Genomic DNA, 13304 nt, shown 5'->3' with positions numbered 1-13304 from the left:
CGAGATCGTCATGACCGCCGAAGCCCCCCGGATTCCCGCCGCCGCCCGCGCCGACCTGGCCGGGTGGCGCGTGGCCGTGGTGGGGGCGGGCAGCACGGGCCGGAGCGCCGTGCGCTTCCTGCAGGCGGCGGGCGCTCGCGTGGCGCTCACCGACAGCCGTCAGGATCCCCCGGGGCTGGAGGGTCTGGACCGCAACGAGGTTTTGGCTGGGGGGCTGTCCCTGGGCGGCCTCGACGGCGACCTTCTGGCGGCCCAGGACCTGGTGGTGGCCAGCCCCGGCGTCCCGCCGACGGAGGCGGCCCTGCAGCGGGCCCGGGCGGCGGGGGTGCCTGTGATCGGCGACGTGGAGCTGTTCGGTCGCTACGCCGGGGCCCCGGTGGTGGCCATCACCGGCTCCAACGGCAAGAGCACCGTGACTACCCTGGTCGGTGCCATGTTCGAGGCGGCGGGCCGCTCGGTGCGCGTGGGCGGCAACCTGGGGACCCCTGCCCTGGACCTCCTGGACGGTGCCGCTCCCGACGCCTACGTGCTGGAGGTCTCCAGCTTCCAGGCCGAGGGCCTGGACCGCTTCCGGCCCGGAGTGGCCGTGCTGCTGAACCTGAGCGCCGATCACCTGGACCGTTATCCGGACGAGGTGGCGTACTTCGACGCCAAGCTGGCCCTGTTCCGCAACATGGGTGAGGGCGACACCGCGGTGCTGAACGCCGACGATCCGGAGGTGCGGGAGCGGGCGCAGGCGGTGCCGGCGGAGGTGCGGCGGGCCTGGTTTGGCGCCGGCGCCCCGGCGGCCGGCGGGGCCGGGCGAGTGGAGCGGGCGGACGGCCCGTGGCTGGCCCTGGGGGGTCCGGAGGGCCCCGAGCCGGTGCTGCCGGAGGCCGAGTGGCCCCTGGTGGGGATCCCCAACCGCCAGAACGCCCTGGCTGCCCTGGCCGCCGGACGGGCCGCCGGCCTGGAGCCTGAGGCCCTGGCGGACGCCATGCGGGGATTCCGTGGGCTCCCCCACCGCATGGAGCTGGTGGCCACCGTGGGCGGAGTGCGGTATGTGAACGATTCCAAGGGCACCAACGTGGGGGCCGTGGCCTCCGCCCTGGAGGGGCTGCCGGGACGCTGGGTGTGGATCGCCGGCGGCATCAACAAGGGCGGGGATTTCACGGTCCTGCGCCCCCTGCTGGCGGAGCGCTGCCGGGAGGCGGTGCTGATCGGCGAGGCCGCCGGGGAGATCGCCGCCGCCATCGACGGGGCGACCCCGGTCCACCAGGCCGGCGACCTGCACGCCGCCGTGTGCCGGGCCGCCGCGGTGGCGGAGGCGGGGGACACGGTGGTGCTCTCGCCGGGCTGCACCAGCTTCGACCAGTATCCCGGCTTCGCGGCCCGCGGGGAGGACTTCCGGCGGGCGGTGACGGCCCTGGAGGAGAACCATGCCTTCCGCTGATATCCAGTGGCGGCGCGTCCTCCCGGACCCGCCCCTGCTGGGGGCGGTGGCGGCCCTGCTCGGCCTGGGGCTGGTGATGGTCTATTCCGCCTCGGCGCCCCTGGCCACGGAACAGGTGGGCAGCTCCTTTTACGTGGTGGGCAGGCAGCTGGTCTATATCCTGCTGGGCCTGGCGGTGGGAGCCGCCTGCACCCTGACTCCGCCGGAGGTGTGGCGGCGCCTAGCCCCCTTCGTGCTGCTGGCGGGGCTGATCGCCCTGGTGCTGGTGCTGATCCCCGGGGTGGGGGAGCGGGTGGCGGGGGCCGCCCGTTGGCTGGACCTGGGGGTGGCCCGGGTCCAGGTCTCGGAGCCGTTCAAGGTGGCGTTCATTCTCTACCTGGGCAGCTATCTGGTGCGCAAGGGGGAGGCGCAGCTCGGCACCTTCGTCCACGGCCTCCTGCCCATCCTGGTGATCGCGGGGCTGTCGGCGGCCCTGTTGCTGCTGGAGCCGGACTTCGGCGCCGCCGCCCTGGTGGTGGGCACGGGGCTGGTGATGGGCTTCCTCGGCGGCATCCGCCTGCGCCACCTGCTGGCGGCCGCCCTGGGCGTCCTGCCCTTCGCTGCCTGGGCGGTGTTCGGCAGCGACTACCGCTACCAGCGGGTGGTGGCCTTTCTGGACCCCTGGGCCGATCCCCTGGATTCGGGGTTCCAGCTGCGCCAGTCCCTGATCGCCTTCGGGCGCGGCGAGTACGGCGGGGTGGGTCTGGGGGACGGCATCCAGAAGCTGTTCTACCTCCCCGAGCCCCATACCGATTTCATGTTCGCCGTGGTGGGCGAAGAGCTGGGGCTGGTAGGGACGCTGGCGGTGCTGGTCCTCTATGGCGTGGTGGTCCGGCGCGGCTTCGTCATCGCCGAGCGGGCCGGGGATGCCTACGGCCGCCTGGTGGCCCAGGGGATCACCTTCCTCCTGGGCTTCCAGGCGCTCGCCCACATGGGGGTCAATCTGGGCCTGCTCCCCACCAAGGGGCTGACCCTGCCGCTGATGAGCTACGGCGGCTCCAGCCTGGTGACCACCCTGGCCGCCCTCGGCATCCTGGCCTCCATTGATCTCCACCGGCCGGGCCGGGGAACGGGAGGCGGCCGGGCCGCTCCCCGGCAGCTGGCGGGGGCGGCGGCGTGACGGGGCCGCGCGGCGACCTCCGGCCCGAGAAGGCCCGCAGGGGGCAGGGCCCGGTGCGCGTGGTCATCGCCGCGGGCGGCACCGGCGGCCACGTCTTCCCGGCCCTGGCGGTGGCCGATGAGCTGAGCCGACGGGGCGTGGAGGTCCATTTCGTGGGGACCGGCGCCGGGGTGGAGGCCCGCGCCGTTCCCGCCGCCGGCTACCCCTTGCACCGCCTGGAGATGCGTGGCCTGCGGGGCAGCGGTTGGCGGCGCTGGGCGGCGCTTCCCTGGGCCCTGGGCCGGGCCGTGGCGGCGGCGGGGCGCACCCTGCTGCGCCTGCGCCCGGCGGCGGTGCTGGCCATGGGCGGCTACGTGGCCGCGCCGGCGGGCCTGGGGGCCTGGGTGACGCGGCGCCCCCTGGTGCTGCACGAGCAGAACGCCGTGCCCGGGCTCGCCATCCGTTTGCTGCGCCGCCTGGCGACCCGCATCCTGACCGGGTTCCCGGAGGCGGCCGAGCGTCTGGGTCCCCGGGCCCGCTGGGTGGGCACGCCGGTGCGGACGGAGCTGCTGGGCCTGGAGGAGCCGGCAAGGCGGTACGCCGAGCGCGGCGGCCCCTTGCGGGTGCTGGTGTTCGGCGGCAGCCAGGGGGCACGCTTCCTGAACCGCGAGGTGCCCCCGTGCCTGGCCGGCCTGGCGGAGGAGCGGCCGGTCACCGTCTGGCACCAGGCCGGGCGGGACGAGGGGGAGGCCGTGGAGCGGGCCTATGCCGACGCCGGGCTGGAGGCCACGGTCACGCCCTTCATCGAGGACATGGCCGCCGCCTACGCCTGGTGCGACCTGGTGTTCTGCCGCGCCGGGGCGGCCACGGTGGCCGAGCTGGAGGCGGCCGGCGTGCCCGCCGTGCTGGTGCCCTTCCCCCACGCGGTGGACGATCACCAGCGCAAGAACGCGGAGGCCCTGGTGGACCGCGGCGCAGCGGTGTGCCTGACCCAGGAGGAATGGGAGGGCCGGGAGGTCATCGGTCTGTTGAGGAATCGGCTAGCCGATCGGGAGGCGCTGGCGGCCATGGGCGAGGCGGCCCGTGGCCTCGCCCGCCCCGAGGCGGCCAAAGCGGTGGCGGATAGCTGCCTGGAGGGAAGGGAACATGCCGGATAACAGGCCCTTTGAGGCGGCGGAGCGGCCGGCCGGGCCGGAGCGCCACCACCGGATCCATTTCGTGGGGATCGGGGGCGCGGGGATGAGCGGCATCGCCGAGGTGCTGCTGGCTCTGGGCTTCCCGGTAAGCGGCTCGGACCTCAAGGAGTCGGCCACGGTGGCCCACCTGCGGGAGCTGGGCGCCAGGGTGCATATCGGCCACGACCCGGAGAACGTGGCGGGGGTGGACGTGGTGGTCACCTCCTCGGCGGTGAAGCGCACCAACCCCGAGGTGGCCGCCGCCCTGGACGCCGCCATCCCGGTGATCCCGCGCGCGGAGATGCTGGCCGAGCTAATGCGCTTCAAGCGCGGGGTGGCGGTGGCGGGCACCCACGGTAAGACCACCACCACCTCGCTGGTGGCCACGCTGCTCCACGAGGGCGGCCTGGACCCCACCATGGTCATCGGCGGCCGCCTCAACAGCATCACCGGCAACGGCATGCTCGGCGAGGGGGACTACCTGGTGGCGGAGGCGGACGAGAGCGACGCCTCCTTCCTCTACCTCCATCCCCAGATGGCGGTGGTCACCGGCATGGACCCGGACCACATGGACACCTACGGCGGCGACCCGGAGCGCCTGGAGGCCGCCTTCCTGCAGTTCCTGCAGCAGGTGCCCTTCTACGGCCTGGCGGTGCTGTGCCGCGACCACCCGCGGGTGCGGGAGATGCTGCCGCGGCTCACCAAGCCCTGGGTCACCTACGGCTACGATTCGGAGGCCCATTACCAGGCCCGCAACGTGGCCGCGCGTGGGAGCCGCATGACCTTCGAGTGCTGGCGTTACGGCGAGGAGGCGCCGCTGGTGGAGGTGGCGCTCAACCTGCCGGGGCGGCACAACATCGCCAACGCCCTGGCCGCCATCGCCGTGGCCGACCGCCTGGGGGTGGCCCCCGAGGCCATCCGCCGGGGGCTGGAGGGCTTTTCGGGTGTGGGGCGGCGCACGGAGGTGCGCGGCGAGCGCGACGGCATCCTGTACGTGGACGACTACGGCCACCACCCCGAGGAGGTGCGGCTCACCCTGGCGGCGGTGCGCGAGGCCTGGCCGGAACGCCGCCTGGTGGTGGCCTTCCAGCCCCACCGCTACACCCGAACCCGGGATCTGCTGGAGGAGTTCGGCGGGGCCTTTGGCGAGGCGGACGAGCTCCTGCTCGCCGAGGTCTATCCGGCCGGCGAGGAGCCCATTCCCGGGGCGGAGGGCCCGGACCTCCACGATGCGGTGGTGCGCCATGGCCATCCCCGTGCCCGTTTCGTCGGCCCGCTGTCGGGGATGGCGGAAGCCCTGGGCGAGACCGCCCGGCCCGGCGACGTGGTGCTGACCCTCGGCGCCGGGGACATCGGCGCCCTGGCCCGGGAGCTGTGCCCCGGGGAGGAGGCGGGCCCGTGAGCGCCCCCGCCCAGCGCTCCCGGCTCCGGCGCGACGTGCCCATGGCGCCGCGCACTACCTGGCGGGTGGGCGGCGCGGCGGAGCGGCTGTTCTCCCCCCGTACCCTGGAGGAGCTGCAGGCGTTCCTGGCCTCCGGGGAGGCGGTGGAGCCGCTGCTGTGGGTGGGGCACGGCTCCAACCTCCTGGTGCGCGACGGCGGCGTGGGCGGGACGGTGATCTGCACCCGCGGCGGGCCCAAGGCCCTGGAGCGCCTGGCGGACGACCGGGTGCGCGCGGAGGCGGGGGTCAGCTCCGCGCGGGTGGCCCGGTTCTGCGCCGAGCAGGGGCTGGCGGGGGCGGAGTTCCTGGCGGGCATCCCGGGGGCCATCGGTGGCGCCCTGGCCATGAACGCCGGGGCCTACGGCGCCGAGCTGGCCGACATCCTGGCGGCGGTGGAGGTGATCGACCGCCGGGGTGCAGTGCGCACCGCGGATCCGGCGGAGTTCGCCTTCAGCTACCGCCACTCCCGCCTGCCCGAGGGGGAGTGGTTCGTGGCCGCTCACCTCCGGTTGGAGCCGGGCGACCCGGAGGCCATCCGGGAGCGGACCGACGAGCTGCTGGATCACCGCGGCCGCACCCAGCCGGTGAACCTGGCCAACGCGGGCTCGGTGTTCCGCAACCCGCCCGGCGACCACGCCGCCCGCCTGATCGAGGCGGCGGGCCTGAAGGGCACCCGTCTGGGCGGGGCGGAGGTCTCCGAGCGCCACGCCAACTTCATCGTCAACCGGGGCCAGGCCTCGGCGGCGGACATCGAGGGCCTGATCCGGCTGGTGCAGGAACGGGTGGCGGAGGACGCCGGGGTTACCCTGGAGCCGGAGGTGCGCATCGTGGGGCGCGAGCCATGAGCGGTCCGGTGGCGGTGCTCTACGGCGGCCCCAGCGCCGAGCGCGCCATCAGCCTCGCCAGCGGCGAGGCGGTGGCCGCCGCGCTGGAGCGCAAGGGGTATCCGGTGGCCCGCATCGATGCCGGGCGCGACCTCCCGGAGCGCCTCCGGGAGGTCGGCGCGGAGCGGGCCTGGATCGCCCTGCACGGCCCCTTCGGGGAGGACGGGGTGGTGCAGGGCTGCCTGGAGACCATGGGCGTGCCCTACACCGGCTCGGGGGTGCTGGGCTCCGCCCTGGCCATGGACAAGCTGCGCTCCAAGCGGGTCTGGCAAGCGGCGGAGTTGCCCACTCCGCCGGTGGTGGACCTGGGCCGGGAGCCCCTGGAGACGGTGCCCGCGCGCCTGGGCTGGCCGGTGATGGTCAAGCCCGCCTGCAGCGGCAGCTCCCTGGGCATGGCCCGCGCCGAGGGGACCGAGGAGCTGGAGGCCGCGCGGGAGGCGGCGGCCGCCTACGACGATACCGTCTTCGCCGAGGCCTGGGTGGACGGCGCCGAGGTGACGGTGGGGATCCTCGACGGCGCGCCCCTGCCGGTGCTGCGGCTCGAGGTCGAGCGCGGCTTCTACGACTACGCGGCCAAGTACGAGCACGGCGCCGGGACCCAGTACCTGCACCCCACCGGGCTCGGCGCCGAGGTGGAGGAGCACTGCCAGCGACTGGCCCTGGACGCCTTCGACACCCTGGGCTGCCACGGTTGGGGCCGGGTGGACATGCTGGTGGGCGATTGCGGGGTGCAGGTGATCGAGGTGAACACCGTACCCGGCATGACCGAGCACAGCCTGGTGCCCAAGGCCGCCGCCCACGCGGGGATCGGCTTCGACGACCTCGTGGAGCGCATCCTTGCCGCAGCGGCGCCGTGAAGGCGGGAGGAGGGGCCTTCCGATACCGCGCCTGCGGTACCTGTTCCTCGGGGCGGGGGCCCTGGCCGCCGCCGTCTGGGTGGCGGGGATGCTGGACGACGCCAGGGCCTGGCTCGACCGCCAGAGCCCGGTGCGCAAGGTGGCCATTGGCGGCGACCTGCGGCACACGGATCCGGAGGCCCTGGCCCGCTGGCTGGGCGACCGGCTGCAAGGAGGCTTCTTCACCGTGGACCTGAGGCGCCTGAAACGGCAGTTGGAGGCCCGCCCCTGGGTACGGTCGGCGCGCATCGGGCGCCAGTGGCCCGATACCCTTCGGGTGCGGGTGGCGGAGCATAGCCCGCGGGCCCTGTGGTCCGACGGCGGCCCCTGGTTCCTGGTGAGCCGGGAGGGGACGGTGTTCAAGCCCCGGGACCTCGACGATGAGGCGGGTCTGCCGCGGCTGGCCGGCCCCCGCGACCGGCTGGGAGCCCTGCTGGAACGCCTGGCGACCCTCCGGGCCCGCCTGGAGGATCACCGGGTGAGCCGGCTCCGGGTGGATGCCCGCGGGGCCTGGTCGGCGGAGGTGGACGGCCGGGTCCTCCTCCGCTTCGGGCGCAGGAACTGGGAGCGACGCCTGAACCGTTTCCTCCGGGTGGAGCGGGAGTGGGAGCTCCTGGAACGTACCGTCAGCCGGATCGATCTGCGGTACCCCGACGGCCTGGCCGTGGCCCCCGAGGCGGAGGCGGGGCAAGGGGACCGGGCGGCGACCAAACACCCCCCGAACCAAGGGTGACATAGGGTGGAAATGACCAGGAACACGGACAACAACCTGATCGTCGGCCTCGATATCGGCACCTCCAAGGTCTGTGCCGTGGTGGGCACGCGCACCGCGGACGGCGGCCTGGAGATTATCGGTATCGGGCGCCACCCCAGCCGCGGGCTCCGCAAGGGGGTGGTGGTCAACATCGAGTCCACGGTGGCCTCCATCCGGGCGGCGGTGGAGGAGGCCGAGCTCATGGCCGGCTGTACCATCGAGTCGGTTTGGGCGGGCATCGCCGGCAGCCACATCCGCGGGCACAACTCCCAGGGGGTGGTGGCCATCAAGAACCAGGAGGTGGACGAGGCCGACGTCCAGCGGGTCATGGAGAACGGCCGGGCCTTCGCCCTGCCCACGGACCAGAAGATCCTCCATGTGCTGCCCCAGGAGTTCATCATCGACAACCAGGAGGGTGTCCGCGAGCCCATCGGTATGTCCGGGGTGCGCCTGGAGGCCAAGATCCACGTGATCACCGGGGCGGTGTCGGCGGTGCAGAACATCATCAAGTGCGTGCGGCGCTGCGACCTGGAGGTGAACGACGTGGTCCTGGAGCAGGTGGCCTCCAGCGCGGCGGTCCTCTCCGACGACGAGCGGGAGCTCGGGGTGTGCATGGTGGACATCGGCGGCGGCACCTCGGACATCGCCGTGTACACCCAGGGCAGCCTGCGCCACACGGCGGTCCTGCCGGTGGGGGGTGACCAGATCACCAGCGACATCGCCTTCGCGCTGCGCACCCCCACCTGGGCCGCCGAGGAGATCAAACAGAGCTACGGCTGCGCCCTCACGGATCTGATCCAGGAGGACGAGGAGATCGACGTGCCCAGCGTGGGCGGGCGGGAGCCGCGCAAGCTGGCCCGCCAGACCCTCACGGAGATCATCCAGCCGCGGGTGGAGGAGCTGTTCAACCTGGTACAGGAGGAGCTGCGGCGCTCCGGCCTCGAGGAGGTGGTGGCCTCGGGGATCGTCCTTACCGGCGGCTCCAGCCAGATGGAGGGCATGCAGGAGCTAGCGGAGGAGATCTTCCACGCGCCGGTGCGGATGGGCTTTCCGGAAGGAGTGGGCGGGCTCAACGACGTGGTCCGCAACCCCATGTACGCCACCGGGGTGGGGCTGGTGGAGTTCGGTCGCGAGCACGGCCGGGATCCCTCCATCCGGGACTGGAGCGGCTCCGGTTGGAAGACCATCGTGAAGCGCATGCGGGCGTGGTTCCGCGAGAATTTCTAACCGTCATTTCCGGGCCGCGGGCACGGGCCCGGGCGGGAAGGGATGGGCGCGGATGAGAGCAGACGGTTTCGATCCAAGGAACGGCAAAGCGAGCCGCGCTCGTTGCAGCTGTTGCCGCGCGTCCTCGCCGCTGCCGGCGGCTGGGATACCGGTGCGCCGGGGAGTGACCGGGCGCACCGGAGCGGGCTTGCGGGCCGGTACCGCATCCGCCGGCTGTGTCGAGGAAGCGGGCCAAGGCTAGCGTCAGGAGGAGGGGAGCGATGTTCGAACTGGAAGATACGGTGGGTCAGGACAGCGCCACCATAAAGGTGGTCGGGGTTGGCGGCGGTGGTGGCAACGCCATCTCCAACATGGTGGCCTCCAACCTGGACGGGGTGGAGTTCATCGTCGCCAACACCGATGCCCAGGCGCTGCGTCGCATCAACGTGGAGAACAAGATCCAGCTCGGGGCCAACATCACCAAGGGCCTGGGTGCGGGTGCGTCGCCGGAGGTGGGCCGCCAGTCCGCCGAGGAGGACCGTGACCGCATCCGGGAGGTCCAGGCCGGCTCGGACATGGTGTTCATCACCGCCGGCATGGGTGGCGGCACGGGGACCGGCGCCGCGGCGGTGTTCGCCCAGGAGGCCAAGGAGCAGGGCATCCTGACGGTGGCGGTGGTTACCAAGCCCTTCGAGTTCGAGGGCAAGAAGCGCCAGCAGCAGGCGGAAGCGGGCATCGAGGCCCTGTCCAAGCACGTGGACTCGGTGATTACCATCCCCAACGAGAAGCTCCTCCACGTGATGGGGCGCAAGGCCAGCCTGCTGGACGCGTTCAAGCGGGCGGACGACGTCCTCCTGAACGCGGTGCAGGGCATTTCCGAGCTGATCACGCGCCCGGGCCTGATCAACGTGGACTTCGCCGATGTCCGCACGGTGATGTCGGAGATGGGCATGGCGGTGATGGGGTCCGCGGCGGCCTCCGGCGACGACCGGGCCGAGGAGGCGGCCAATCACGCCATCTCCAGCCCTCTGCTGGAGGACATGGACCTCTCCGGGGCCCGGGGCGTGCTGGTGAACGTCACCGCCGGCATGGACATGGCCATCAGCGAGTTCGAGTCGGTGGGCAACGTCATGCGGGAGTTCGCCTCCGAGGACGCCAACGTGGTCATGGGCACGGTGCTCGACCCTGAGCTGAGCGACGAGCTGCGGGTGACCGTGGTGGCCACCGGTCTGGGCGAGGCCAAATCCCGGCCCAAGCCCATGGCGCCGGAGCCCCAGGCGGCGGTGCGGCCCAAGAAGGAGAGCACCGAATCGCTGGATACCCCCACCTACCTGCGGCGTCAGCGGGAGCAGGGGCAGGGGAGCCAGCTCGATCAGGACGATCTGGACATTCCCGCGTTCCTGCGCAAGCAGGCCGACTGACGGACCGTTTCTATAAGGACGGATTTGCGGTAGGATAACCGTTTACAAGGAACCCGTCCGGTCCACAGGCGGACGCCCACGCGGCGTCCAGGAGGGTGGGTCCGGTCCCCTCCACAGGTGCATAGGCCATGGTCGCTCAACGGACACTGCGAAACTCCATTCAAGGGACCGGGATCGGTCTCCATTCCGGCGAGAAGGTGGCGGTGACCCTCCATCCCGCTCCCGAGGACACCGGCATCGTCTTCCGGCGCGCCGACCTTCCCGAGTGCCCGGAGATCCCCGCCTGGGTGGAGAACGTGGTGGAGACCACCCTCTGCACCACCCTCGGCGTCAACGGCATCCGGGTGGCCACGGTCGAGCACCTGATGGCCGCGTTCGCCGGCTTGGGGATCGACAACGCCTACGTGGACCTCGACGGTGCCGAGGTCCCCATCATGGACGGGTCGGCCGCTCCCTTCGTCTTCCTCCTCCAGTGCGCCGGGGTGCGGGAGCAGGAGGCGGCCAAGCGGTTCATCCGCATCAAGCGCCGCATCCAGGTGTCCGACGAGGACCGCAAGGTCAGTTTCGAGCCCTGTAACGCCTTGCGCATCCACTTCCAGATCGACTTCGACCATCCCCTGATGCGGGATAACAACGAGGTGGAGCTGGACTTCTCGGAGACCGCCTTCACCCGGGAGATCAGCCGGGCCCGCACCTTCGGCTTCGCCCGGGACGTGGAGCGTCTGCAGGAGCAGGGGGTGGCCCTCGGCGGCAACCTGGACAACGCCATCGTGGTGGACGACCACAGGCTCCTGAACGAGGAGGGGCTCCGCTACCACGACGAGTTCGTCCGCCACAAGGTGCTGGACTCCATCGGGGACCTGTACCTCATGGGGCACCCGGTGCTGGGCTGCTTCCGCGGCTACAAGTCCGGCCACGCCCTCAACAACCGCCTGCTGCGGGCCCTGCTGGCCGATTCCACCGCCTGGGAGATGGTCGAGCGGGAGGAGTGCTCCCTGGAGCCCCGCCCCTACCTGGACCCGCTCCCCTCCCACTGAAGCGCGGGAACGGGCGCGTTGTTCGTCCTCCGTCTGACGCTGTTCCTGGGCGGCCTCGCCGCCCTTGCCTCCCTCCTGCTCTGGGTGGTCACCCGGAAGCGGGCCTTCCTGCGCGGGTTCGTCCGCATCCTGCAGGTGGTACTGATCCTCCTCCTCATCGCCCTCGGCTACTTGTTCGGAGGCCGGTTGTACGCGGGCCTTTAGCCGCGACCTGACCGCAGGCCCCGACCGCGCCAGGGGACCCTGCGCCCACTCTCCCGTGGAGGCGCAGGGGAGCCATCGTCCCCACGGCCTACTACGCCCCGCCGTCCTCCCCGGGCGGGGTGTGCAGGTGGTCCGCCAGGCGCAGCAGGGCGGCCCGCAGGTCCGGATCGGCCACCTCGGCGGCGCTGTCGGCCACCCGGGCCGCCGCCTCGGGACTGTACCGCCGGTGGCGGGGCGGCGGTGTCCGCTGTCCCACGGGCCGGACCACGGGGCGCAGCTCCTGCAGGCCGGCCAGACCTTGGGCGCGCAGCCGCCCGGCGAGCTCGTCCGCCTCGAAGCGCAGCCGGGTGGCGTTCCCTGGGTTGGCGACGCCGATGGTCAGGACGGTGCCGTCCCAGCCTTCCACCCAGGCGTGTTCCCGCCAATTCGGGCCCGCCACGCCGTCCCAGATCCGGGTAACGGCCGCAAGCCGCTCAAATTCCTCGGTCATGCCCTGCTTGCGCAGCAGGGCCCGTATGGTGCCGGCGACAGAATCTGGACGAAATTTGGTGTAGCGCATAATGTCCTGCGGAGGCAGCTTCCCTTGCGGGGGCAGGTTTGCTAGTTTTTATGGTGCTTGAGGAAGAAAAATCCCGCCGTCGCAGAGGAAGAAAAAGTGGCACGGAACTGTAAAGAGAGTTACTGCCTGGTGCTGACACGGGGATCCACCGGGCGGCCCCTCCATGTCAGTTTCAGTCGCACCACCCTCTTCGGGGGGATTGTATCGTTTCTGAGCTTCATGGCCGCGTTCGCCTATCTCGCCTCCCAGTTCCTCCTCACCCCCCCCGACGCCTCCACGCTGAAGAAGAAATACGAACAGCGGCTGGCACGGGTCGAGGCCGAGCGGGTGGACCTGCAGGAGGATATCAAGCGGTTCCGGGAAACCCGCGAGGGAATGGAAGCGGCCATGCAGGCCCTGGGTCAGCAGATAGGCACCATGCAGGCCCGCGTGACCCGGCTGGACTCCCTGGGCGAGCAGGTGGTCAAGGTGGCCGGCCTGGACGATGGCGAGTTCGATTTCGCCCCGGATCCGGCGGTGGGCGGCCCCGAGGAAACCCTAGAGGGGCAGGGCGGACCGGTGAAGCTGGGCGGACAGGACCTCACCGAGCTGGCCCGGGAGGTGGAGCGGCTGTCGGAGCGGATCGCCAACCGTCAGGGGCAAATGGAGCTGCTGCGGGGCATGATCGACCGGCGCAACGTCCGGCAGCAGATGCGTCCCGACGGCTGGCCCACCGACGGCGGCTGGCTCTCTTCGCACTTCGGGCGCCGTATCGACCCCTTCTCCGGCAATCCGAGCTACCACGACGGCGTGGACATCGCCAACAAGGAAGGCGCCGAGGTCAAGGCCATCGCGCCGGGGGTCGTGACCTGGGCCGGGGACCGATACGGCTACGGCAAGCTGGTGGAGATTGACCACGGCAACGGCTACCGCACCCGCTACGGGCACAACCAGGAGGTGGCGGTAGAACTGGGGGAATCCGTGGAGAAGGGGCAGCAGGTCGCTTCGGTGGGCAACACGGGGCGCTCCACGGGTCCGCATATCCACCTGGAGGTGCTGCGCGAGGGAAAGGCCATCGATCCGCGCAAATTCCTGGACCGGTAGTCCGCCGTTCCGCTATCGTACCCCCGCTATCTCGCCCAGAGAACCATTCGCCCGAATACGTGACCAAGGGATAG

The 13304-nt window shown here is 71.9% G+C and carries 13 protein-coding genes; 12 read left to right on the top strand and 1 reads right to left on the bottom strand.

What is annotated here, in order from left to right:
- The first annotated feature begins 10 nt into the window (after positions 1-10).
- From murD to AN478_RS10020, 11 genes are all read left to right on the top strand, one after another.
- The gene (murD, locus tag AN478_RS10070; RefSeq protein ID WP_054966490.1) at positions 11-1432 is read left to right on the top strand and encodes a UDP-N-acetylmuramoyl-L-alanine--D-glutamate ligase; all 1422 of its coding nucleotides are present in this window, start codon (positions 11-13) and stop codon (positions 1430-1432) included.
- Positions 1419-2591: a putative lipid II flippase FtsW gene (gene ftsW, locus AN478_RS10065; RefSeq protein WP_074471268.1), complete on the top strand. Its 1173-nt coding sequence runs from the start codon at positions 1419-1421 to the stop codon at positions 2589-2591. The genes murD and ftsW overlap by 14 nt, the downstream gene beginning before the upstream one ends.
- 53 nt (positions 2592-2644) lie before the next feature.
- Positions 2645-3727, top strand: a complete 1083-nt coding sequence (gene murG, locus AN478_RS10060; RefSeq protein WP_054966770.1) for an undecaprenyldiphospho-muramoylpentapeptide beta-N-acetylglucosaminyltransferase — start codon at positions 2645-2647, stop codon at positions 3725-3727.
- Positions 3717-5147 carry a UDP-N-acetylmuramate--L-alanine ligase gene (gene murC, locus AN478_RS10055; RefSeq protein ID WP_054966489.1) on the top strand — a complete coding sequence of 477 codons (1431 nt, stop codon included), beginning with the start codon at positions 3717-3719 and terminating at the stop codon, positions 5145-5147. Before murG ends, murC begins: the two co-directional genes overlap by 11 nt.
- Positions 5144-6031, top strand: coding sequence for a UDP-N-acetylmuramate dehydrogenase (murB, locus tag AN478_RS10050; protein ID WP_054966488.1), 888 nt, complete (start codon positions 5144-5146; stop codon positions 6029-6031). Before murC ends, murB begins: the two co-directional genes overlap by 4 nt.
- Entirely contained in the window at positions 6028-6927 is a 900-nt protein-coding gene (locus tag AN478_RS10045; protein WP_054966487.1) for a D-alanine--D-alanine ligase, read from the top strand. The genes murB and AN478_RS10045 overlap by 4 nt, the downstream gene beginning before the upstream one ends.
- Positions 6908-7699, top strand: a complete 792-nt coding sequence (locus AN478_RS10040) for a cell division protein FtsQ/DivIB (protein WP_054966486.1) — start codon at positions 6908-6910, stop codon at positions 7697-7699. The genes AN478_RS10045 and AN478_RS10040 overlap by 20 nt, the downstream gene beginning before the upstream one ends.
- A gap of 12 nt (positions 7700-7711) precedes the next feature.
- Entirely contained in the window at positions 7712-8947 is a 1236-nt protein-coding gene (gene ftsA, locus AN478_RS10035; RefSeq protein ID WP_054966485.1) for a cell division protein FtsA, read from the top strand.
- 260 nt (positions 8948-9207) lie between these two features.
- A complete protein-coding gene (gene ftsZ, locus AN478_RS10030; RefSeq protein ID WP_054966484.1) occupies positions 9208-10347 on the top strand; it encodes a cell division protein FtsZ in 1140 nt (379 codons plus the stop codon).
- Positions 10348-10475: 128 nt separating this feature from the next.
- On the top strand, positions 10476-11384 hold the full coding sequence (gene lpxC / locus AN478_RS10025) for a UDP-3-O-acyl-N-acetylglucosamine deacetylase (protein ID WP_054966483.1): 909 nt from the start codon (positions 10476-10478) through the stop codon (positions 11382-11384).
- 18 nt (positions 11385-11402) lie between these two features.
- Complete coding sequence (locus AN478_RS10020) at positions 11403-11588, top strand: hypothetical protein (RefSeq protein WP_054966482.1); 186 nt, start codon at positions 11403-11405, stop codon at positions 11586-11588.
- Positions 11589-11679: 91 nt separating this feature from the next.
- On the opposite strand, the gene AN478_RS10015 is transcribed toward AN478_RS10020, so the two are convergent.
- A complete protein-coding gene (locus AN478_RS10015) occupies positions 11680-12147 on the bottom strand; it encodes a DciA family protein (protein ID WP_054966481.1) in 468 nt (155 codons plus the stop codon).
- Positions 12148-12243: 96 nt separating this feature from the next.
- On the opposite strand from AN478_RS10015, the gene AN478_RS10010 reads away from it, so the two are divergent.
- Complete coding sequence (locus AN478_RS10010; protein ID WP_176758727.1) at positions 12244-13230, top strand: M23 family metallopeptidase; 987 nt, start codon at positions 12244-12246, stop codon at positions 13228-13230.
- The last annotated feature ends 74 nt before the right edge of the window (positions 13231-13304 follow it).

The sequence above is a fragment of the Thiohalorhabdus denitrificans genome (assembly GCF_001399755.1).
In the GTDB taxonomy this organism is placed as follows: domain Bacteria; phylum Pseudomonadota; class Gammaproteobacteria; order Thiohalorhabdales; family Thiohalorhabdaceae; genus Thiohalorhabdus; species Thiohalorhabdus denitrificans.
Note: the sequence above shows the minus strand (reverse complement) of the source record. Positions and strands in the feature narration are given on the sequence as shown.